This window comes from Pseudomonas sp. Larv2_ips (assembly GCF_963879675.1).
GTDB lineage: Bacteria > Pseudomonadota > Gammaproteobacteria > Pseudomonadales > Pseudomonadaceae > Aquipseudomonas.
Map to the genome: position 1 here is coordinate 837,739 of NZ_CAWOAW010000014.1, position 21,069 is coordinate 858,807.

The 21,069-nt window shown below is 60.9% G+C and carries 19 protein-coding genes and 2 pseudogenes; 11 read left to right on the plus strand and 10 right to left on the minus strand.

Translation table 11 applies throughout. The annotated features are described in order from the left end of the window. Positions 1–199 precede the first annotated feature (199 nt). The 4 genes from AACV02_RS10320 to AACV02_RS10335 are packed head-to-tail and all read left to right on the plus strand — an operon-like array spanning position 200 to position 6,000. Positions 200–2,218: a type VI secretion system Vgr family protein gene (locus tag AACV02_RS10320; RefSeq protein ID WP_119739404.1), complete on the plus strand. Its 2,019-nt coding sequence runs from the start codon at positions 200–202 to the stop codon at positions 2,216–2,218. Beyond that, a complete protein-coding gene (locus tag AACV02_RS10325; protein ID WP_119739406.1) occupies positions 2,218–3,054 on the plus strand; it encodes a DUF4123 domain-containing protein in 837 nt (278 codons plus the stop codon). Before AACV02_RS10320 ends, AACV02_RS10325 begins: the two co-directional genes overlap by 1 nt. Then, entirely contained in the window at positions 3,047–3,829 is a 783-nt protein-coding gene (locus AACV02_RS10330; protein WP_119739408.1) for a hypothetical protein, read from the plus strand. Before AACV02_RS10325 ends, AACV02_RS10330 begins: the two co-directional genes overlap by 8 nt. 14 nt (positions 3,830–3,843) lie before the next feature. Further along, positions 3,844–6,000 carry a lipase family protein gene (locus AACV02_RS10335; RefSeq protein ID WP_119739410.1) on the plus strand — a complete coding sequence of 719 codons (2,157 nt, stop codon included), beginning with the start codon at positions 3,844–3,846 and terminating at the stop codon, positions 5,998–6,000. A gap of 9 nt (positions 6,001–6,009) precedes the next feature. On the opposite strand, the gene codA is transcribed toward AACV02_RS10335, so the two are convergent. The 8 genes from codA to AACV02_RS10375 all read right to left on the minus strand — a co-directional run bounded on the left by codA (position 6,010) and on the right by AACV02_RS10375 (position 12,630). Beyond that, entirely contained in the window at positions 6,010–7,245 is a 1,236-nt protein-coding gene (gene codA, locus AACV02_RS10340) for a cytosine deaminase (RefSeq protein WP_106580074.1), read from the minus strand. 27 nt (positions 7,246–7,272) lie between these two features. Then, the gene (locus tag AACV02_RS10345; protein WP_119739412.1) at positions 7,273–8,490 is read right to left on the minus strand and encodes a PucR family transcriptional regulator; all 1,218 of its coding nucleotides are present in this window, start codon (positions 8,488–8,490) and stop codon (positions 7,273–7,275) included. Beyond that, the gene (gene codB, locus AACV02_RS10350; RefSeq protein WP_106580076.1) at positions 8,487–9,755 is read right to left on the minus strand and encodes a cytosine permease; all 1,269 of its coding nucleotides are present in this window, start codon (positions 9,753–9,755) and stop codon (positions 8,487–8,489) included. The genes AACV02_RS10345 and codB overlap by 4 nt, the downstream gene beginning before the upstream one ends. Before the next feature lie 200 nt (positions 9,756–9,955). Further along, positions 9,956–10,396, minus strand: a complete 441-nt coding sequence (locus tag AACV02_RS10355; protein WP_119739414.1) for a GNAT family N-acetyltransferase — start codon at positions 10,394–10,396, stop codon at positions 9,956–9,958. Between the two features lie 26 nt (positions 10,397–10,422). Further along, positions 10,423–10,620 carry a helix-turn-helix transcriptional regulator gene (locus tag AACV02_RS10360; protein WP_106580078.1) on the minus strand — a complete coding sequence of 66 codons (198 nt, stop codon included), beginning with the start codon at positions 10,618–10,620 and terminating at the stop codon, positions 10,423–10,425. Next, the gene (locus AACV02_RS10365) at positions 10,617–10,991 is read right to left on the minus strand and encodes a hypothetical protein (protein WP_106580079.1); all 375 of its coding nucleotides are present in this window, start codon (positions 10,989–10,991) and stop codon (positions 10,617–10,619) included. Before AACV02_RS10365 ends, AACV02_RS10360 begins: the two co-directional genes overlap by 4 nt. 126 nt (positions 10,992–11,117) lie before the next feature. After that, positions 11,118–11,474, minus strand: a complete 357-nt coding sequence (gene queD, locus AACV02_RS10370; protein ID WP_017736453.1) for a 6-carboxytetrahydropterin synthase QueD — start codon at positions 11,472–11,474, stop codon at positions 11,118–11,120. Between the two features lie 76 nt (positions 11,475–11,550). After that, positions 11,551–12,630, minus strand: a complete 1,080-nt coding sequence (locus AACV02_RS10375) for a hypothetical protein (RefSeq protein ID WP_106580080.1) — start codon at positions 12,628–12,630, stop codon at positions 11,551–11,553. A gap of 160 nt (positions 12,631–12,790) precedes the next feature. Here AACV02_RS10375 and AACV02_RS10380 point away from each other — a divergent pair, with 160 nt between their 5' ends. From AACV02_RS10380 to AACV02_RS10395, 4 genes are read left to right on the plus strand one after another with little or no spacing between them, the layout of a single operon-like run. Beyond that, entirely contained in the window at positions 12,791–13,093 is a 303-nt protein-coding gene (locus AACV02_RS10380; RefSeq protein ID WP_119739416.1) for a PepSY domain-containing protein, read from the plus strand. Further along, complete coding sequence (locus AACV02_RS10385) at positions 13,093–13,407, plus strand: PepSY domain-containing protein (protein WP_106580082.1); 315 nt, start codon at positions 13,093–13,095, stop codon at positions 13,405–13,407. The genes AACV02_RS10380 and AACV02_RS10385 overlap by 1 nt, the downstream gene beginning before the upstream one ends. Beyond that, a complete protein-coding gene (locus AACV02_RS10390) occupies positions 13,407–14,075 on the plus strand; it encodes a response regulator transcription factor (protein WP_106580083.1) in 669 nt (222 codons plus the stop codon). The genes AACV02_RS10385 and AACV02_RS10390 overlap by 1 nt, the downstream gene beginning before the upstream one ends. Next, positions 14,072–15,391, plus strand: coding sequence for a sensor histidine kinase (locus tag AACV02_RS10395; RefSeq protein WP_119739418.1), 1,320 nt, complete (start codon positions 14,072–14,074; stop codon positions 15,389–15,391). Before AACV02_RS10390 ends, AACV02_RS10395 begins: the two co-directional genes overlap by 4 nt. Before the next feature lie 147 nt (positions 15,392–15,538). On the opposite strand, the gene AACV02_RS30900 is transcribed toward AACV02_RS10395, so the two are convergent. After that, the gene (locus tag AACV02_RS30900) at positions 15,539–16,294 is read right to left on the minus strand and encodes a methyl-accepting chemotaxis protein (RefSeq protein WP_370004744.1); all 756 of its coding nucleotides are present in this window, start codon (positions 16,292–16,294) and stop codon (positions 15,539–15,541) included. 102 nt (positions 16,295–16,396) lie between these two features. Then, positions 16,397–17,686: pseudogene (locus AACV02_RS30905) on the minus strand (HAMP domain-containing protein); the annotation flags it as partial. Positions 17,687–17,931: 245 nt separating this feature from the next. Between AACV02_RS30905 and AACV02_RS10405 the strand changes: the two are divergent. The 3 genes and pseudogenes from AACV02_RS10405 (at position 17,932) to AACV02_RS30915 (ending at position 21,033) form a co-directional block, all read left to right on the plus strand. Continuing rightward, positions 17,932–19,251 carry a Na+/H+ antiporter family protein gene (locus AACV02_RS10405; protein WP_164487975.1) on the plus strand — a complete coding sequence of 440 codons (1,320 nt, stop codon included), beginning with the start codon at positions 17,932–17,934 and terminating at the stop codon, positions 19,249–19,251. Between the two features lie 102 nt (positions 19,252–19,353). Continuing rightward, a pseudogene (locus AACV02_RS30910) lies at positions 19,354–20,175 on the plus strand (cache domain-containing protein); the annotation flags it as partial. A gap of 102 nt (positions 20,176–20,277) precedes the next feature. Next, on the plus strand, positions 20,278–21,033 hold the full coding sequence (locus tag AACV02_RS30915; protein WP_370004746.1) for a methyl-accepting chemotaxis protein: 756 nt from the start codon (positions 20,278–20,280) through the stop codon (positions 21,031–21,033). Positions 21,034–21,069: the final 36 nt, after the last annotated feature.

Genomic DNA, 21,069 nt, shown 5'->3' on the forward strand with positions numbered 1-21,069 from the left:
TCTTTATTAATGCGCTGTAATGTTTCGTAAAAGACACTTCCGACCCCAATGTACGAAACTTCTTTTTTGTTTTTGAAGAGCCGAATGTCGCCTGAAATCGCTAAGCTTCACTGCGTTAAGGCGCTTTTTCCCAGCTGTTCGATCAACATCCGACGGGAGAAAGCCTTTCAGTCAACTATTTGATGATGGGTAACTACGGATGGTGAGTGCGTTAATGTCAACACGTTTCAAATTGATACTTCCAGAAGTTGCCAGCGACTTTCAAGTGCTCGCTTTTGAAGGCAATGAAGTCATTGATCAGCCTTATTTCATTCAACTGCAGGTAGTCAGTGAAAACGCCTCGCTGGACCTTGAGGCACTGCTCCATCAGCCTGCCTATCTTGACTTCGGCGCGGCGGACGCAGGGCTGCATGGGCAAATCCACGCCATCGGCCGTGATGATCCGGGCGCACGGCTGACCCGTTATCACCTCACCCTGGCCCCCCGGCTGGCGTGCTTGGCCCACAGGCGCGACCAGCGGATTTTCCAGCAGCGCAGTGTGCCGCAGATCATCGCTGCGGTGCTTGAGCATCACGGTATCCTTGCCGACGCCTATTGCTTCGAACTCGGCCCGGTGGTCTATCCGCCACGCACGTTCTGCGTGCAGTACGCTGAAACCGACCTGCACTTCATCCAGCGCCTGTGTGAAGAGGAGGGCATTCACTACCATTTCCGCCACAGCACGAACAATCACGTGCTGGTGTTTGGTGACGACCAGACGGTGTTTCGGCGCTTGCCTGCGCAGCGCTACTGTCCGGTGCATGACTATGTCGACGAATCGGGGGTGATCCAGGGTTTCGAGGTGCGCCTGGAAACCCGCACTCGGCATACGGCTCGCCGCGATCATGATTTCGAGCACCCGTTGTTGCGCTTGCACGACACGGCAGGCACTGCCTGGGCGCAACCTTTGGAGGATTATCGCTACCCTGGTGGCTTCTTTGACCCTGCACGGGGCAAACAATTGGCGCGCCGAAGCCTGGAGCGCCATCAGAGCGACCGTCATCACGCGCTGGGCAGCAGTGATCAAGCTGCGTTGAGCTGCGGCCATTTCCTCGAACTGCGCGATCACCCCGATCCGGCCTGCAACGACCTTTGGTTGATCACATCAGTGCGTCATGAGGGTTATCAACCGCAGGTACTTGAGGAAGCGGTGGTTGAGACGGACGTATTCCAGGGCTACCGCAACCGGTTCATCGCCACACCCTGGCGCGCGCCTTATCGGCCTCGTCTGAAGCACCCGAAGCCGACCATCAATGGCAGTCAAACCGCCACGGTGACAGGGCCTGCGGGCGAGGAGGTGTATTGCGATGCTTATGGCCGGGTGAAGGTACGGTTTCATTGGGATCGCCTGGAAAACGCCGATGACAAAAGCAGCTGCTGGGTACGGGTAGCGTCCGGTTGGGCGGGGGATGGCTTTGGCGCAATGATGATTCCGCGCGTGGGCATGGAGGTGCTGGTGACCTTCCTGGAGGGCGATCCCGACCGGCCATTGATCAACGGCTGCCTGCCCAATGCGTTGCACATGCCGACCTATCCTTTGCCGCAGCACGGTACCCGCAGTGTCTTGCGCAGCCGCAGTTCGCCGGGCGGCGGGGGAGCCAACGAACTGCACCTTGAAGATCGCCGTGGCGAGGAACTCATCTACTTGCGCGCTCAGCGTGATCTGGAGCAGAAAGTGGGGCACGACAGTCGCTTGGAGGTCGTCGGAGAGCGCCACGAAATCATCCGGGGACTGAGCACGGCTCACCTGCAAAGCGGCGAGCGTCGTCATATCGGGGGTGATCGCAATGTCGAGCTCAAAGCGCATGATCACCTGGACGTGCAGGGCGACAGTCAGACACGGGTAGGGCGTTTGCTGGTCATAGAAGCCGGGCAACAAATCCATCTCAAGGCAGGTGCCAGCCTGGTCATCGATGCGGGCGCGCAACTGAGCCTCAGGGCTGGGGGTGAGTATGTGCTGGTTCAGGCCGGCGGTATTTTTACCAGTAAACCCATTACCGTCGGCGGCTTGCCACCCCCGAATTCATCAACGAGCCCCTTTTCAGCAGCAATCGGTCCGAAAATGGCGGCTGCACAAGGCCTCGTCATGGCGTTGGCCCGGCAATTGGGGGCTGATTTTTGTCCTGTGTGCGAGCAATGCCGCGAAGGCCAGTGCGCTATCAAGCGGAGGGCTGCTTGATGCAGAGCACGCCTGGCCGCTGGATGGCCCAACAGCAACAAGCGGGCCGCCGACTGTGTCTGATCCTTGACGGCAACCATGACGCACGCCAGCCGCTGCTGGCAGCCCGTAATCTGTCGCAATATTGCAGTCTTTACGGTGAGAGCGCTGTGGCCGAACTGGCAGCGGTTGGTCCGGTGATCCTGCTATTGGAGCAGGCAAGTGAGCCTGCGCTGTTCGACCTGCTGCAGCACCCGCAATCTGACTGGGGTTGGTTGGCAAGCCTGCCCGACGACGACCTGGCCGGTGCGGCCCGACATTGGCGCGAGCGCATGCTGGTAGGGCTCGAGGGCAGCCAGGCGTTGTATCGCTTTCATGACAATCGAACCCTGGCTCGCGTGTTGGCTCATCTGCCGAGCGAGCACTGGCCGGTGTTCCTCGGCCCGCTGATCAGCGTGTGCTACTGGCACGAGGGCCATTGGCACCACGGCGATAATCCGGCCCCGGGTGAGTATCCGGTGCCAGTTCCGGCACCCTGGCTCAACACCCCCAACCCCCATACGGCGGCCATCCTGCACGCCAATGTCCTGCGTTACCTGCTGACCGAGCACAGCGAAGACCTCGCCGCACTGGTTGAATTCCAGGACCCTCGAATCTGGTTATCTCAGGTATTGGAACAGGCTCGTGCGTGGCAATGGCGTGCGCCGCAACAGCTTGAGTTCCTGGTGGTGCGCAGGCTGGAAGAGGCAACGCGTACCAGCGTCATTCAGTGGCAGCCAATGCAAGGAGAAACGCCTGGGGACCACTTCGAACGAGTATCGGCGCAGTGGCGCAGGCTGGGAGGCAAGCATGGATAAGCGGCTGCGTGGTGCATTGGTCGCGCTGGGTGCGGGATGGCTTTCGGGATGTGCGGTGGGGCCGGTCAATCACTTCACGTTGGAGGTGGATTTGCCTGCGGAGTTTCGGTTTACAGGGGCGGCTAACTACGGTCCTGCAAGGGACCAGTTGTGTACCTTGCCGCGACGTCGAGGCAAGAGGCCAGAGCGGAAGATCTTTATTGCTGATTACAAACCGGTGGCCGAACGAGTGAGCTATGACCTGCCGCTGACTGAAACCATCGAGGGATGCCCATCGGTGTTGAAGAGCGTGGAGTTCGACATTTATGCGAAATGGGGCGAGCGCGACGCAGATGTCGGTGGAGATTCAGCCGCTATCTATTTCGCAGATCCTGTCGAATCTGAGCGCGTAGCAGGGATGCCCGGCTCAGGTGTGCAGGAGCTGGCCGGTCAATGCAGGTGGTTTTTTCGCACGGTGGGGCCCTTGCATGCAATCAGAAAAATTCTGGAGTGCAGAGCGTTGGACGCAGGAGGGCAGCGGCAGAAAGTTCGAGCGGGCGGTGTCGTGCAGCGAGAGCTGTTACCTGGAAAAAAAGTCAGGCTGGAACTGGCGCTTTCAGATCAGGAAGAACCGGCTTTTGACCGGCGGTGGATAGCTGTACCGGGAGGTTGGAAACGCTGCAGGGGTAAAAGCTTTGAGGATCAGCAGGGAGCTTGCGAGCCCGATAACAAGGACTTCAAACCTATAAAGATGCCGGATGGACGCACCTGTGATGTCTATCCCACCTGTAATTGACAAGGAGTCGAGTCATGAATCAAGAAGCGCGCAAGCAAGCTTTTTTCAGCAGCAACATGCCTGCATGTGCATTGAAAGGGCATTGGGCAAGCTTTTGTCTGGTTGATGAAACGGGCAGTGGGAAGGCCTACGGCGGGCTTGCTTACACTGTCTATGACAGTACGGGCCACTCGTACAATGGCAGGCTGACTGGGGAGGGGTTTGCCAAGCTACAAGGGTTTTACTGCGGTCCCGTCGTGCTTATTCTGGAGGGGCTGTACGCTGGAAATGAGCAGCCGTATTTTGAATTGAGTACGCGCAAGACTTACAAATTGCCCATCACCGAACTCCAGGCACGGGCCGAACAAACCCGCTTTTGCACTGCTGACGGCCAGCGTATCGAGAGAAATCCTGCACAGCGCAAAGCGGACCGGTTTTATCAGGTAGAAGTGCGCGACCTGGTCCGGCATGTTGCTCACTTACCGCCGTTGGCGCCCCGCACTTACCCACCTCAACGCCATGCGTTAAGAATGATGGCTGAGTTGGGCTTCGGTCCGCCTCAGCCGACTTTGTCAGGTGTGGTGTTGTTCCCCAACCTGCATACCGTGCTGGAGGTACGACCTTTGCGAGCCCTGCGCCCGATGCTATCCACAGAGGATCGTTTCTGCGCCTTGAACCTCTACCAATTGGCGTTGATGGCTACCTTGAGTTACTGCGATTTTGGCCAGCAGCCTCCAACGAATCCGGTGGATCAAGTCAGCTTTCCTCTGGATCCCGGCATAGGGAATCTGTTCGTCGAAAAGCTTTCGGCCTATCAAGAAGCCTGGAATGTTGATCGCGAGCAGGTGCAGCGCTTTTACCCGCTCTATGAGGAAGTCCCATACTCCCAGCGTTTTGAGATCGTGCCCTTCGACCCTGACGTGTACCCACAGAACCGCTCTGAGCTTGGCGCAAAACAGGAGCATCCTGCTCTGGTGCATTTTTTCAACGATGAGCAGTTCGGAACGGACACTCAGGCGTTCATCACTCATCACGCTGAAGTCATCCTGATCGCTGTGCGAGGCACCGCCAGCGGCGCCGATGCACTGCGAGACGCCGACGCCCACCAAGTGCCGTTTTCTGACGGCGTGGGCAAAGCCCATAAGGGCTTCTATCAGGCGTATCTAGCGATGCGCGATTTTATTCTGCGATACCTCGAGCAGTTTCACAGCGGCCAGCGCATTGTAATCTGCGGCCACAGCCTCGGCGGTGCCATCGCCTTGCTCCTGGCAGAAGGATTGCGACGAATCCCCGACACTCAGTACAACATTCTCCTCTACACCTATGGCGCACCCCGCGCCGCCGACGCCGAGTTCACCGAAGGCGCCTCAGCGCTGGTCCACCATCGCATCGTCAACCACAACGACCCGGTGCCCAGCGTTCCGGCCACGTGGATGAACACCACCGCAAAACTCTGGGTTCCGGGTGTAGTGGCGTTGTTCAGTGCACCCGGTCCGGGTGGGCTTCTGTTTGCCGCCGGCCTGGTGCGTGTGGGTGGCAGTCCCTACCAGCATCACGGCGAACAGCAGCACTTCATGCCGATCAAACTGGCCGATGGCACGCATTCCTCGGTGTTATGGACGCCCGGTTGTGAGTCTATTCTGCAGGCCGGTTGTAACCGTGCCTTGCAACTTCAAGGTGACATGCCCAACCGCGCCAACGTGCTGAAACAATTGTTTCAGGCCAGCCAGCACTTCATGACGGCCAGTTACATCCCGGCGGCCTGGGCCACGTTGCGTCGCTGGCAACAAACCGTTGATAGCCAAGGGCCTCTGGTCACGCAGAGAGAATTTGAGCTGCTGGACCGTGCCCTTGAGAGCATGACTGCGCAGTTGCGCGACAAGAACCGTGAGCTGGACCGTCGCCGCCCCTCAAACCAGCGTGGCTATGGGCACGAACATAGCCAGGCGTTGAACGCAGAAATTGACCGGTTGCGCACCAGTCGCCAACGCTTGGAGTCCCTGCGCTGGCGGCGCCTGGACGCCCGCGACGTGTATGGCAGTCACGCCGATCGCGCGCACCTGCAACCCAGCCTGAAGCGTTGGTTCAGCCACCGTGAAAACCGTGAGTTGGCGCAGGTTGCCAGTATTCCTGCGCCGATTCATGACGGTTCAGGCAAGGTGCATCCGCTCGACCTCGACGCCATTGTGTAGACAGGCCGGTTACAAAAACTCCACCTGCGCCGGTTGCCGTTTCATCAGCACTTTGCCATTGCGGATTGAGTACAGCGGCAGGCCCTGGCTGCGAATAACTTCGTAGTCGCTGTTTGCCGACAAGATCAGCAAGTTGGCCGGGCGCCCCGGCTCCAGGCCATAACGCTCGCCCAGGGCCATGGCCTTGGCGCTGTTGTCGGTGACCAGGTCCAGAGCACTTTGCAGATTGCGATAGCCGAGCATATGGCAAATGTGCAAACCGGCTTCCAGGACCCGCAGGATGTTGCCGTTGCCCAAGGGGTACCAAGGGTCGACGATCGAATCCTGGCCAAAGCATACGTTCATGCCGGCTTCGAGCAGTTCGTTGACGCGGGTCACGCCGCGGCGTTTCGGGAAGCTGTCGAAGCGGCCTTGCAGATGAATGCTTTCGGTGGGGCAGGAGACGAAGCTGATTCCTGAGTGCCCCAGCAGGCGAAACAGTTTGGCGCAATACGCATTGTCGTAGGAGCCCATGGCCGTGGTGTGGCTGGCGGTGACGCGTGCGCCCATGTCGCGGCTGCGGGCTTCTTCGGCCAGCACTTCGAGAAAGCGCGAGTGAGGGTCATCGGTTTCGTCGCAGTGCACGTCCACCAGGCAACCCGTGCGTTCGGCCAGGTCCATGAGGAATTTCACCGAGCTGACGCCTTGGTCACGGGTGTACTCAAAGTGGGGAATGCCGCCGACGACGTCGGCGCCCAGGCGAATGGCCTCGGCCATCAACTCGCGGCCATTGCGGTAGGACTCGATGCCTTCCTGGGGGAAGGCGACGATTTGCAAGTCGATCAGGTGCGAGCTGTCTTCGCGTACCTCAAGCATGGCTTTGAGTGCCGTGAGCTCGGGGTCAGTGACGTCGACGTGGGTGCGGACATGCTGAATGCCGTGGGCTGCCAGGGTTTGGATGGTTTTTTTGGCGCGAGTCTTGGTGTCTTCCTGGGTGATCGTGGCTTTACGCTCGCCCCAGCATTCGATGCCTTCGAACAACGTGCCGCTCATGTTCCAGCGCGGTTCGCCAGCCGTAAGGGTGGCGTCGAGGTGAATGTGGGGTTCAACAAAAGGCGGTATGACCAGGTTGCCAGCGGCGTCCAAATCACCGGCCCTTAAAGCAGGTACCTCGGTTTGCGAAGTGATGCTGGCGATCCGGCCGTGTTCCAGGTGCAGATCATGCAGGCCTTCACGGTTGCGCAGGCGGGCGTTGATGATATGCATGGGCAAGTTCCTCTTGGCTAAAGACAATCAGGCAGTCAGCCGCCAGATCATCAGGGCTATTCCGATGTCCAGGCGGTCGTATGAGTTGCCCAGCGTCAGCCCGCTCAGGGCTTCGATACGCTGGACGCGGTGCGTCACCGTGTTGCGGTGCAGGGCCAGGCGCTGCGCGGCGGCCACAAGGTTACCATTCTCGTGAAACCAGGCTTCCAGGGTCGGCATCAGGCAAGGGCCATGGTGGCGGTCGTGGCGCAACAACGGGCCCAGGCGCTCATTGAGAAACTGGTCGAGCAGGGCGCGATCACGCACGCCACTGAGCAGCTTCAATACGCCGAGTTCGTCATACACGCAAAGCCCGGCGCGGTCGCTGAAACGTCGCGCCGCCGCCAAGGCCTGGCGTGCCTCATCCTGCGCCTGAGCCAGGCTCGCGGGTGGGTGGGCAGCGGCGCTCAGGCCGATAAACAGTTTCAAAGGGGCCAGCCGCAGGTTCAAGGGGTTAAGCCAGGCAACCCATTGTTGGCGATTGGCCAACGCTTGCACGGCATCGGTGGCCGGCAGCAACAATGTCCAGTGGCCAGCCCTGCCCACAATCGGCAATGCTGCATGATGCCGCGCCGAAAACTGGCGCAATCGACGCGCGATACTGTCGTGCTGCCGGGCCAATTGCGCCTCCGTCTGCGCAGTATCACCCTGGGCAAATAATGCCTCGCCACCCTCCAGTTGCAACTGGACAACCTGCCAATGCCCGGCCAGCGACATGCCCAGCTGCGCTGCCCGATTCAGTAACACCTCAAGGGACTGATAATCACCGGCGAGCAAGCGTTCCAGCACGTCGTGTCGCGAACGGCCCAGTTGCTCGGACTGGATCAGCGCCGAACCAATCGCCTGTGTCACCAGCACCATTTTCAGCGAGTAAGGCTGCTCGATCAGCGGCATGCCGGCCGCTTCGGCGGCGCTCAACAGGCGCTGGGGGATTGTCTGGATATAGGCCGGCCCGGTGAGGATCACCAGACCGGCAACCTGACGCTGGCACGCTTCTTCCAGCAAACGCAGGAGGTTGGGTTCATCGCGTGGGTGATTGATGCCGGTGACGAACACCAACTCGCCGCCCAGTACCCACTCGGCAATTCCGCTGTTTTCCGCGACATACGGCCAGCGCACGGCGTTATCCAGACCGCTGTCACCTGCGCGCAGGCGCATCGATTCAAGGCCGGGCAGGGCCAGTACATCGGCGACGGTGAGGCTCATGCCGGGGCATCAGCCAGCGGCGCACGCACACGCAGCACGGCGGTCAGCACGACGTAGGTCAGCGACGCGGCAACAATCCCCACCAGTGGCGCCACCCAGGGCGAGTGGAACGCCAGCACCGTGCCCACCGCGTACGCCACCAGCCCAGGCCAATTAAATGCCGGCAGGCGCGTCTCGGCCAGGCGCGGGTACTGGCCGCGATAGCGGTAGAAGAAGTCTGCCATTATCACGCCGCCAATCGGTGGGATCACTGTGCCCAGCAAAATCAGGTAGGGCACCAGCATGTCGTACATGCCGAGCAGCGCCAGCAGGGTGCCGATCACCGCACCGGCCAGGGTCACGGTCTTGCGGCGACGGGTCCGCAGCAAGTTGCAGCCGGCGACGGCAAAGTTGTAAATGGTGTTGTCCTGGGTGCTCCAGATATTGAGCAACAACATGGCCATGGCCGCCATCGCGAAGCCTTGCAGCAACAACACTTCCACCACGTCTGGCTGCTGGTAGACGATGGCGCCATAGGCCCCGATCAGTACCATCAAACCATTGCCGATAAAAAATCCGATCAGGCTGGCCAGCACCGCGACCTTGGCCGAACGGGAAAACCGCGTCCAGTTGGTAGCCTGGGTCGCACCGCTGACAAAAGTGCCAAACACCAGTGTGATCGCGGTGGACAAATCCAGCTCGCCCGTCGGCACGACTGCCAGCAGGCCGTCCAGCCCGCCGACTTTTACCGTGGCGACCCACATCGACAGAAACAGCAAGATACCCATGGCCGGCACCGCGATGTAGGACAGCACCTCCAGCCCGCGATATCCCACATACGCCGTGGCGCAGAACACCATGCCGAACAGCACCATCAGGCCCAACACGCTGCCCTGGCTCAGCTCGAAATACTTGCCCAGCACCACGGCGGCGGTGGCCGTGCCCCAGGCGTACCAGCCGATCTGGGTAAAGCCGAGGATCAAGTCGCTGAGTTTGCTGCCGACCTCGCCAAAGCAGAAGCGGCCCATCAACACTGAATTCAAGCCACTCTTGAACGCGATGTAACCCAGGCCCGCGGCGTAAATGCCCAGCAACAGGTTACCCAGGGCCACAACGCCGAGCATGTCGGTAAAACTGAACGCTACGCCCAGCTTGCCGCCGGCAAACATGGTCGCGGTGAAAAACGTGAACCCCAGCAGCACCATGGCGGTGGATGCCAGGCCCTTGCGCGCATGCATCGGCACTTCGCTGAGGGGGTAATCGTTGCCCGGTTCTTGCTGAGTCATGGCCCTGCTCCCTGAATGAGTGACGCAGGCCTGTTGCACCGCGCGTGCCAGATCGGCAGAAGTGACAGGCGCACGCAAGATGCTGTGCACCGTGCCCAGTATTTATAGCCACATTGGGGAGAGTCGCAGGGAACAGTGGTCTTTGTGCCCAGTCGGGCACGAAAGCGGTGCAGCGGTGATACAAATTGGATCAGCTGCTGCTAAAGGCGTTTGGTCATGTACACGCGGCGCAGACCCTGTTCCACGGCGCGATGGGTTTGCACGTAGCCACGGCGTGTGTACAACGCGATGTTCTCGGTCATGGTTTCATGGGTGTACAGGTAAATCGCTGCGTAGCCGGCGTCGATGGCGCGTCGTTCGGCAAAATCCATCAGCAGTCGTCCGAATCCCAAGCCCTGGGCGTCAGGTGCTACAGCGAGGTTGTCCAGCAGCAAAGCGCCTTCGCCCTTGAGCAGGATAGTGAACCCCTGAACCTTCCCGGCGTTGTCCAGCACGTAAACGCCGCCGGCCTCGACCAACAGCTGATAGTCCTCAAGCATCGGCCCGGGCTTGCGGCCGATCCGCTCGATGTAGGGCGAGTAGGCGGCTTCGACAATGGCCTCGATGGCAGCAACGTCATCAGGGGTGGCGGGGCGCATCATTGCAGTGTGCTCCTGTAACAAATGACTCAGTCTGCTGGTGCTTCGAAGATCGCTTCGATACTGCGCTCGAACACCTTGGCGATCTTGAACGCCAACGGCAAGCTCGGATCATAGCGGCCGGTTTCGATGGCATTGACGGTCTGGCGCGAAACCTCCAGGCGCTGTGCAAGGTCGGCCTGGGACCAACCCCGTTCGGCCCGCAACTGGCGTAGCTGATTATTCACTGGTAGCGCCTTGTGCCGACGATCGTGGCCACGCACCAGACGCCGCCCATGATCGGCCACACCATGAAAGCCGACAGGCGTGGAAAACCGGCGGTTTCCAGAAAGCCGTAGCTGAACGTCGTGAGTGCGGTGCAGACAAACGCCACAGCGAGAGCATCCAGTTGGATCTTGCGGCCCATTTCATCCATGGCGTTCACGCGGCGGACGATCGAAACCGCCATCGCGATCATGGGAATCACCGGCAGCAACGCCAGGGCGATTTTGGCGACCCCGTCAGGCATGGATCGAACGAGCGAGCTGGAAACCACGACGCACAAAATGTACACCACCATGACGACTGCGAATTCCATCAGAAAGCGTTTGGGCGACATGACTCTCTCCATACGTAAAGTGTGCTTTACGTTAGGTATGATCAATTACCATGTCAAGGCTGCTTTACACTGAGGTTTTCCAGGCATAAAAAACCACCCGCAGGTGGTTCTTCAACGTGCCATCGCTTACTCGCCGCGATAGATGCAGCCGCTGGTGCAGGTCTCGTGGATGCGAATCGCACTGAGTTCCGGCAGCAGCGGTTTGAGCTCAGTCCAGATCCATTTGGCCAGCACCTCGCTGGTCGGGTTTTCCAGACCTGGGATGTCATTGAGGTAGTTGTGGTCGAGGCGCTCGTAGAGCGGCTTGAAAATCGCCTTGATCTCCGAGAAGTCGCGAATCCAGCCGGTATGCGGATCGAGGTCGCCGCTCAGGTGGATCGCCACCTTGAACGAATGCCCATGCAGGCGTCCGCATTTATGGCCGTCCGGCACGTGGGGCAGGCGGTGGGCGGACTCGAAGGTAAATTCTTTGAAGATTTCCACAGTATTTTCAGCTCGGTCAGGTATCTGGCAGGCGGCGAGTTTAACAGCTTGATCCTTCGCCGCGCATACCGCTTGGTCATAGCGCCAGCAAGTGCTCGCCCAATGTGCCGTTATCTGCCAGTTCCAGGAACTCATCGCCCAACCGTCGGCTCTCGCTCATTGCGGTTTGCCAGTACTTGTTGCGGCTCGGGTCATCGCCCATGAAGCGCTTGAAGTCGCTGCGGTCCGGCAATTTGCCGTGGGGCAGGCGGGCCAGGTAGTCCCTGGACGGAGCCAGCAGCAACACGTCCTGCAAGCCCTGTTGATTACTGCGCCGCCACGGCAGGCCCTTGTCGAACCAGCCGGGGATGACCCGGTCGGTGAAGTGCGGGTACAGCACGATGTCATCGCCGTGGTAGGGCAGGTCGAGGTGATAATCGAGCAGGCCGCCATCGCGGTAAGTGCCGGCGCCCGCGCCGGGCAGGTCGCGTACGCCTTGCATCACCATGGGGATCGAGCCGGACGCCAGCAGTGCCTGGCGCAAGTTGCGCAGGTCCAGGTCGAGGAAGCGCGAAGGGAAGTCCTTCAGCGGATGCACCGGCGGCGCCTGGCGCGGGTCGTGGATGATCAGCCGTTCGAAGTGCCGCGCCAGCCGCGCACGGCCGCGCAGGTTGTCGGCAATGACCGACGACAAGCCCAGACCGAGCCGACCGCGATGGTCATCGGCGAGCAGGCCGTGGCTTTTGACCACCATGATGTTCAGGCGATAGTCGGGGTTGTCCAGCACCCGTGCATCACGGCCTGCGAGCAGGTCATCGAGCATGCGCTGGCAGCTACGGCTGACCTCGGCCATGGTCACGCCCTTGGCAAAGCGTTGTTCGTTGTACAGGCGGCCGAGGTCGAGCAGGCCTTGCACCGGGTCGGGCAGGCAGGCGCTGGCAAACCGCCAGGAGCCGATGGAGGCGCCGATCAGCGCACGCTCGCGTGGGGCGCGCGGCAACCAGTCGCCGAACAAGGCCAGGTCCAGCCCCTGGATGCCCAATGCCTTGGGGCCGCCGGCCGCGCCGGGCAGGATACCGACATCCGCAGGTTTGAGGCCCTGTTCGCGAATGCGCGCAAAGGCGCGTTTACCGGCCTTGAGCGTCAACGCGGGAAATTTGATGTGGATGGCTGTCATACCAGTCTCTGTTCAAGCGAGCGGAGCAGTATAGGAAAACTCGCGGGTGATGGGTAAAAGAGGGCGATTGAAAAATGCCATGGTGGCAATTCAGTTTCAGTTAAGTTGCAGCGGGTACGTTGGCCTGCGTAGGAAAAACATCCTGAAACGGAGATTTGCCATGAAGCGCCTCACAGCGCTGGTCGCCGCCGGTATCATCGCCTGCACCTCGGCACAGGCCTGGGCAGTGAACCCTGACAAACCACTGACATTGCCTGGCACTGTTACAATCGTCGCCTTTGATCAGCTGGAAGCCACGGCCCTGGCACTTCACCCAGGTTCGACCCTGCTGGACACCGACCTCGACGAGGCCTACGGCAAGTACTTGTACCAAGTCGAACTGGAAGATGCCGACGGCATCGAGTGGGAAGTCGAATTGGACGCGCTCAGCGGGCACGTGCTCAAGAATCATCAGGAAACGTAATGAAGGTATATCGACGCGCCAGTGGTTTGATGGTGCTGGTGCTCCTGGCTTTTTGTTCCAGCCTGGCGGCCCGCGACCTCAACCAGGATGAAGCTTTGGCACTGCGCCAGCAGGGCGTGATCCTGCCGCTCGAGCAACTGTTGCAACAGGCCATGGCGCGCTACCCCGGCTCTCGGTTGTTGGAAGCCGAGCTTGAAAAAAAACACGGCCAATATGCTTATGAGGTGGAGCTGGTGACCACCGAAGGCGTGGTGCGCGAGATCAAGCTGGATGCGACCACCGGCGTGCTGCTCAAAGATAAGGAAGACGACTGATGCGCCTGCTTCTGGTGGAAGACAACGTTCCCTTGGCCGATGAACTGCTGGCCGGCCTGCAGCGCCAGGGCTATGCCGTCGACTGGCTGGCCGATGGGCGCGATGCCGCCTATCAGGGCCGCAGCGAACCCTATGACCTGATCATTCTCGACCTGGGCTTGCCCGGCCTGCCGGGGTTGGACGTGTTGGCGCAATGGCGCGCAGCCGCCCTGGCCACGCCAGTGCTGGTTCTCACCGCGCGCGACTCCTGGGCCGAGCGCATCGAAGGGCTCAAGGCCGGTGCCGACGATTACCTGAGCAAACCCTTTCACCCCGAAGAACTGCACTTGCGTGTCCAGGCGTTGTTGCGCCGCTCCCATGGCCACGCCAACCAGCCCACCTTGCAAGCTGCCGGGTTGCACCTGGATGAAGGCCGCCAGTGTGTACTGCGCGACGGCGAAGAGATCCAGCTGACCGCCGCCGAATTCCGCCTGCTGCGCTACTTCATGCTGCACCCGGAACAGATCCTGTCGAAAAGCCACTTGGCCGAGCATCTTTATGATGGCGAGACCGAGCGCGACTCCAACGTGCTGGAAGTTCACGTCAACCACCTGCGTCGCAAGCTGGGCCGTAGCGTGATTGAGACTCGGCGCGGCCAGGGTTACCGCTTTGGCGCCAGCCCTGCATGAGGTCGATTCAGCGGCGCCTGAGCCTGGGGCTGATCAGCGTGATGGTGATCGTCGGCGTGGTATTGGCGCAAACCAGCCTGTGGTTGTTCGAGGCCGGATTGCAGCGCTACCTGGAAGCGGGCTTGCGCAACGACAGTGAAAACCTGCTGGTGGCGCTGGTGCGCGGCCCGAACGGTGTGCAACTGGATGAACAACGTTTGTCGCCGGCCTATCAGCGGCCGTTTTCCGGGCATTATTTCCGTATTGATTTTGCCGACATCCATTGGCGATCCCGTTCGTTGTGGGACCAGGAATTGCCCCGGCTGCCGGAAGCCGGGCTCAAGGGCAACCTGCAACTGGGCCCGGAAGGCCAGCAACTGCTGGTGTTGCGCTCGGACTACAAGCGTTTTGGCCAATCGATTTCCATCAGCGTGGCCCAGGACTACACGCCGGTGCGGGAAAGTTTCCGTCTGATGCGTCAGATCGGCCTGGTGATGGGCCTTGCGGCATTGCTGCTGGTGCTGATCCTGCAACGGGTCACGGTGCGCCGCGCCTTGCGCCCGCTGGAAACCGCCCGCGAACAGATCGCTCAACTGCAACAAGGCCAGCGCTCACAACTCGACACTCAAGTGCCGCTGGAACTGGAACCCCTGGTGGCGCAGATCAACCACCTGCTGGCTCACACCGAAGACAGCCTCAAGCGCTCGCGCAACGCGTTGGGCAACTTGGGGCATGCGCTGAAAACGCCGTTGGCCGTGCTCTTGAGCGTGGCCTCCAGTGAGCAGCTCAAGGCCCATCCCGAACTGGTCAAGCTTTTGCGCGACCAGCTGGAGCAAGTGCAGCAACGCCTGAATCGCGAACTCAACCGCGCGCGCCTTGCCGGCGAAACCCTGCCAGGTGCCTTGTTTGATTGCGAAAAAGAGCTGCCCGGCCTGCTGGCCACGCTGAACATGATCCACGGTGAACACCTGGATTTGAGTTACCACGTCACGCCCGGCCTGCAATTGCCCTGGGACCGTGAAGACTTGCTGGAGCTGTTGGGCAACCTGCTGGACAACGCCTGCAAATGGGCAGATGCGGAAATACGCTTGAGCATCAGCGAAACGCCGCACAGCTATTTACTGGCCGTTGAAGATGACGGGCCGGGCATTCCGCAGAGTCAGCGCGACCAGGTGTTCAGCCGGGGTACGCGCCTGGATGAACAGATCGACGGCCATGGTTTGGGGCTGGGGATTGTGCGCGATATCGTCGAGGTGTGGGGCGGAGTGTTGCAGTTGCAGGAGAGTGAGTTGGGTGGCTTGAGGGTGCTAATCGAATTGCCCAAGCGCCAGGCCTGATACACCACAAAATATAAAAATGTGGGAGCGGGCTTGCTCGCGAAGACGGAGTGTCAGCCAGCAAATTCGGCAACTGACACACTGCATTCGCGAGCAAGCCCGCTCCCACATTGGACCTGCTCAAGGGTCAGAATCTTTGCAACTCACTCACACGCGAAACTGATCCATCAACCCCTGCTGCTGATTCGCCAGGCTATTCAGCGCTTGGCTCACCCGCGCCGATTCATTCGCCTGCTCCGACAGCGACTCGGTCACATCGCGGATCGTCGCCACGTTGCTGTTGATCTCTTCGGCCACTGCGCTTTGCTCTTCGGCGGCGCTGGCGATTTGCAGGTTCATGTCGCTGATCACCGTGACCGCCTCGCCAATCTGGCGCAGGGCGGTGACCGCCTGGCCGACCTGCTCGACACTGCCCTGGGCCTGGCGATAGCTGTTGCCCATGGAGCCGACCACATCGGTGGTGCCGTTTTGCAGCAGTTCGATCACCACGCGGGTTTCTTCCACCGATTCCTGGGTGCGCCGTGCCAGGTTGCGTACTTCGTCGGCGACCACGGCAAATCCACGGCCGGCCTCACCCGCGCGGGCGGCTTCGATGGCGGCGTTGAGTGCCAGTAGGTTGGTTTGCTCGGCAATGCCTCGAATCACTTCCAGCACCGAACCGATTTTCTCGCTATTGGCCGCCAGGCCTTCGACCTGAGCCATGGCGGTGCTCATGTCCGCCGCCAAGTGCCCGATGTTGGTGGTGGTGCGGTCGATCACGGTCAAGCCCTCGCGGGTGGCCTGGTCGGCGTCGCGCGCGGCTTGTGCGGCTTGGGCGGCGCTGCGGGCCACGTCCTGGGCGGTGGCGCTCATTTCGTGGGAGGCGGTGGCCACCTGATCCACCTGGCGGTACTGCTGTTCCATGCCGGCGCTGGTCTCAGTGGCAATTGCGGCGGATTGGTCGGCCGTGCCGCGGGCGTCCTGCACTGAGCGTTTGACCTGGGCAATGATCGGTTGCAGTTTGTCGAGGAAGCGGTTGAACCAGCCAGCCAGTTGGCCCAGTTCGTCCTGCTTGTCGTAGGCCAGGCGACGGGTCAGGTCGCCTTCGCCGCTGGCGATGTCTTCCAGCATGCGAGCCACGCCAAGGATGGGTCGGGTCACGCTGCGAGCCATCAGCCACACCAGTACCAGGCCGACCACGGCCGCGAGCAGGCCCAGGCTCAGTTCCAGCAGGGTGCCGCGCGTGTTATCGGCATCCAGTTGCGCCTTGAGTGCCTCGGCGGGGCCCACCAGGACTTTTTCCGGCACATCCAGCAACACACCCCACGGCTTGCCGCCGGGAATCGGTGCGAACGGCGCCAGTACCTTGAGTTGATGGTCGGTGCGCACGCTGCGGATCTGCGTGCTGGCCGCCAGTGCGTTGATCAATTGCGCGCCGCTGGCCGTGTCGACTTTATCCAGGCGCTGGCTGAGTTTGCTCGCATCCGGGCTGTAGCCGGCGAGCAAACCGGTGGGGCTGAGGATGCTGACTTGCGTCTGGCCGTCATACAGCTTCTGGCTGGCCTGTTGGCTCACGGCCTGCAAGCTGTTGAGGTTGATGTCCACCGACAGCGAGGCGATGACTTTACCGTTGACCATCAGCGGAAACACGATGCTGGTCATCAGCACGTTTTGCCCGTCGATCACATAAAAGTACGGCTCGATCACGCAGGGTTTCAAGGTTGTGCGCGGGCAGGTGAACCAGGCATTGGCTTTCTCGCCGCTGGGCCCAATGCGGGTGTCGGACATGTCGCTTTCGGGCAGTGACATGGAGGTCAATTTGCCGGGCGTCGGTTGCGACCAGTACAGGGCAAAACGGCCTTTGTCGTTACTGCCCAGTTCCGCCTGATTGGCGAACAGCTCATCCTTGCCGTCCAGCGCATTGGCTTCAAACACCAGCGACAACCCGAGCAGGTCCGGGTTGGCCTGGAGCGCGGCCTTGACCTGGCGGGTCAGGTCTTCGCGGGTGTCGAAGGCGTCGAGGAAGCGTTTTTCCGCCTGTTCGCGCAAAAACAGTACCTGACGGGCAAAACCATGGCCGTACTGGTAGGCGTCCATGAACTGCTGGCGAATGCCCAGCGCCTGCACCTCACCCTGGGCCTCGATGCGTGCCTGGGCGGACTCGTCGAGCATCTGCATGCTCGAGGCTTTGACCTGCTGCGAGCTGTGCTCCATGCGATACAGCGACAGACCCACCAGCAGGGTCACGATCCCCAGCAGGCACAGGCCGGCGAGCAGGGTGATTTTCCATTGAATGGAGAGCTGTCTGAGGAACATCGAGGAGCATCCTTAACCTGAAAACACAGAGAGTCAGGCTATCGGCCGCGTTTTGCCGTTCTTTATTATTTAAACGTTCAATTGAACGCTGAAAACGACGCCGTTTTTTGACATGCGCGCCCGCCTGCTGCAAAGTGCGCGCCCTCTAATAAGACCTCCCAAAGCCTGCACGCCGGCGGCCAACCCCATGGCCGCCCGGGCGCGGGCATGCCTGTTTTTTATGTTTCTGTCTTGAGGTAACCATGATTAACGCAGTCATCGCCGCGGTCGGCACCATGCTGGTGCTCAGCTTGTCCCGCGTGCATGTGGTCATCGCCATCATTGTCGGCGCCCTGGTGGGTGGCTTGACCGGTGGCCTGGGCATCGAGGCCACGCTCAAAGCCTTCAACGGCGGCTTGGGCGGCGGGGCGACCGTGGCGTTGTCCTACGCCTTGCTCGGCGCTTTCGCGGTGGCGATTGCCAAGTCCGGTCTGGCCCATGCCCTGGCAGACAAGGCGCTGATGCTGGTCGATCGCCAGGAAGCCACGGGCGGCAGTCACGTCAAATGGTTGCTGATCGGTCTGCTGTGGGTCGTGGCAATTGCCTCGCAGAACATCCTGCCGATCCATATCGCGTTTATTCCGCTGCTGGTGCCGCCGCTTTTGTATGTGCTGACCAAGCTGCAATTGGACCGTCGCCTGATCGCCTGTGTGATGACCTTCGGCCTGATCACGCCGTACATGTTCCTGCCGGTGGGCTTCGGCAACATCTTCCTCAACCAGATCCTGCTGGCCAACGTGGCCAAGAGCGGCGTCGACATCAGCCAGGTCAACGTCACCCACGCCATGGGCTTGCCGGCGCTGGGCATGGTGGTTGGCCTGCTGGTGGCAGTGTTTGTCAGTTATCGCAAAAAGCGCGTGTACGACCTGGAGAAAATCGAGCGCGTCGAGCAAGTGGCCGTGCAGTACAACCCGCTGACCCTGCTGGTGGCCGGGCTGGCGATTGCCTCGGCGTTCATCATTCAACTGTGGCTGGACTCGATGATCATTGGCGCCCTGGCCGGGTTCCTGATCTTTTCGGTGTCGGGCATCGTGCGCTGGCGCGAAACCGACGACCTGTTCACCGAAGGCATGAAGATGATGGCGATGATCGGCTTCATCATGATCGCTTCCTCGGGGTTTGCCGAAGTGCTCAAGGCCACGGGTGACGTGCGTTCGCTGGTAGAAACCTCGGCGGCATTCATCGGCCATAGCCGTGGCGTGGGCGCGCTGCTGATGTTGCTGGTGGGGCTGCTGGTGACCATGGGCATTGGCTCGTCGTTTTCCACGGTGCCGATCCTCGCCGCGATTTTTGTGCCGCTGTGTGTGCAACTGGGTTTCAGCCCGTTGGCGATTGTGTGCATCGTCGGCACCGCAGGCGCCCTGGGCGACGCCGGCTCACCGGCGTCGGACTCGACCCTCGGCCCGACCTCCGGCCTGAACATCGACGGCCAGCACCACCATATCTGGGACACCGTGGTGCCGACGTTCCTGCACTACAACATCCCGTTGCTTGCATTCGGCTGGCTCGCTGCGATGACCCTTTAATGATGTGAAACACCTCCCGCGCCACGGGTAACGAGTGGCCTACAGATCCGTTGCAGTTGGCCGATAGCCTCTCCAAGTCGCCACTAATAAGAGAGAAAAGCCATGCGTCTGAGTCTGAAGGCCAAAGTCCTGTCCCTCGCCGTAGTGCCGGTATTGCTGTTTGCCGTGGTCATCAGCCTGACCACCGTGTGGATCCTCCAGGGCCAGGCGCGCAACGAGGTGGATGAAACCCGCCAGCGCCTGCTCAACGACGCCAAGGCCACCCTGCAAAGTTACGTCGAGGTGGCCATGACCACCATCAAACCGCTCTACGACGCCGCCGCCCCTGGCGACACCGCCGCGCGGGCCGAGGTGGTCAAGTTGCTGTCCAACACCCACTACGGCAAGGACGGCTACTTCTTCGGCTACGACTCCGAGACCATCCGCCTGTTCAAGGGCAACAGCCCCGACGGCGTGGGCAAGAGCTTCAAGGACAACCGCGACCCCAACGGCGTCTACGTCAACCGCGACCTGGTCAAGGTCGGCAAGGACGGCACCCACTACCTGCAATACAGCTCGACCCAACCGGGGCAGACCGAGTTGGTGCCCAAGCTTGGCTACACCGAATACCTGCCCAAGTGGGACATGGTGATTGGTACCTCGGTCAACCTCGACGGCATCGAAGCCCAGGTGGCGGTGGTTGAGGCCAAGGTCGAGAAACGCATGGAAGGCGTGCTGCTGAGCATCCTCGGTGTGGCCGTGGTGGTGTTGCTGGTGATTGCCGCCGTGGGCATGGTGACCGCCAATACCATCCTGCGGCCGTTGAACTTGATGAAAGCCAACCTCGACGATATCGCGGCGGGCGAGGGCGACTTGACCCGCCGCCTGGCCATCACCAGCCAGGATGAACTGGGCGATCTGGCGGGTGCGTTCAACCGCTTTGTCGACAAGATCCACGGCCTGGTGCGGCAGATCACCGAGATGACCTCGCAACTCACCGGGTTGGTCGGGCAGGTGTCCGAGCAAGCCCAGCGCTCGGAAACCGCGATGGAGCGCCAACGTCACGAAACGGACCAAGTGGCCACCGCCATTAATCAAATGTCCTCCGCCGCCCATGAAGTCGCGCGCAGCGCCCAGGGCGCCGCCGTCGCCGCGCAACAGACCGACGCCGAGGGCCAGGCCGCCAAGCGCGTGGTGGACGGCAGCATTGCGCAGATTCATGCGCTGGTGAATGACATCCGCAGCAGTGGCGTGTCCCTCGACAGCCTGCAACAGGACGTGTCGTCGATTGTCAGCGTGCTGGGGGTGATCCGTTCGATCGCCGAACAGACCAACCTGCTGGCGCTCAACGCCGCCATCGAAGCCGCGCGAGCAGGCGAGGCCGGCCGTGGTTTTGCGGTGGTGGCCGATGAAGTGCGAGCGTTGGCCAGCCGCACTCAAACCAGCACCCAGGAAATCCAGGGCATGATCGACCGCCTGCAAAAAGGCACCGAAGCCGCCGTGGACGCGATGCGCCGTTCCAGCGATGCCGGCGACGGCACCTCGGCCCAGGCCAACCAGGCCGGCGCCTCACTGGACACCATGGCGCAGCTGATCGGCACCATCAACTCGATGAACGCGCAGATTGCCAGCGCCGCCGAAGAGCAAACTGCCGTGGCCGAAGAGATCAACCGCAGCGTGCATCAGATCGCCGTGGCGGTGGACAGTGTGGCTGATGAAACCCAGCTGGGCGCCCAGACCTCTCGCAGCCTGGCGGATTTGGGCCAGCGCCTGGGGCAGTTGGTGGGTCAGTTCAGGATCTGATCTTTCATAGGTTTAACCTATGTTTAACTAACGTAC

Bases quoted from the DNA above. Each gene is read 5' to 3' on its own strand.
- AACV02_RS10320 (WP_119739404.1), top strand. From the start codon at position 200: ATGGTGAGTGCGTTAATGTCAACACGTTTCAAATTGATACTTCCAGAA.
- AACV02_RS10325 (WP_119739406.1), top strand. From the start codon at position 2,218: ATGCAGAGCACGCCTGGCCGCTGGATGGCCCAACAGCAACAAGCGGGC.
- AACV02_RS10330 (WP_119739408.1), top strand. From the start codon at position 3,047: ATGGATAAGCGGCTGCGTGGTGCATTGGTCGCGCTGGGTGCGGGATGG.
- AACV02_RS10335 (WP_119739410.1), top strand. From the start codon at position 3,844: ATGAATCAAGAAGCGCGCAAGCAAGCTTTTTTCAGCAGCAACATGCCT.
- codA (WP_106580074.1), bottom strand. From the start codon at position 7,245: ATGCATATCATCAACGCCCGCCTGCGCAACCGTGAAGGCCTGCATGAT.
- AACV02_RS10345 (WP_119739412.1), bottom strand. From the start codon at position 8,490: ATGAGCCTCACCGTCGCCGATGTACTGGCCCTGCCCGGCCTTGAATCG.
- codB (WP_106580076.1), bottom strand. From the start codon at position 9,755: ATGACTCAGCAAGAACCGGGCAACGATTACCCCCTCAGCGAAGTGCCG.
- AACV02_RS10355 (WP_119739414.1), bottom strand. From the start codon at position 10,396: ATGATGCGCCCCGCCACCCCTGATGACGTTGCTGCCATCGAGGCCATT.
- AACV02_RS10365 (WP_106580079.1), bottom strand. From the start codon at position 10,991: ATGTCGCCCAAACGCTTTCTGATGGAATTCGCAGTCGTCATGGTGGTG.
- AACV02_RS10375 (WP_106580080.1), bottom strand. From the start codon at position 12,630: ATGACAGCCATCCACATCAAATTTCCCGCGTTGACGCTCAAGGCCGGT.
- AACV02_RS10380 (WP_119739416.1), top strand. From the start codon at position 12,791: ATGAAGCGCCTCACAGCGCTGGTCGCCGCCGGTATCATCGCCTGCACC.
- AACV02_RS10385 (WP_106580082.1), top strand. From the start codon at position 13,093: ATGAAGGTATATCGACGCGCCAGTGGTTTGATGGTGCTGGTGCTCCTG.
- AACV02_RS10390 (WP_106580083.1), top strand. From the start codon at position 13,407: ATGCGCCTGCTTCTGGTGGAAGACAACGTTCCCTTGGCCGATGAACTG.
- AACV02_RS10395 (WP_119739418.1), top strand. From the start codon at position 14,072: ATGAGGTCGATTCAGCGGCGCCTGAGCCTGGGGCTGATCAGCGTGATG.
- AACV02_RS30900 (WP_370004744.1), bottom strand. From the start codon at position 16,294: ATGGAACAGCAGTACCGCCAGGTGGATCAGGTGGCCACCGCCTCCCAC.
- AACV02_RS30915 (WP_370004746.1), top strand. From the start codon at position 20,278: ATGGAGCGCCAACGTCACGAAACGGACCAAGTGGCCACCGCCATTAAT.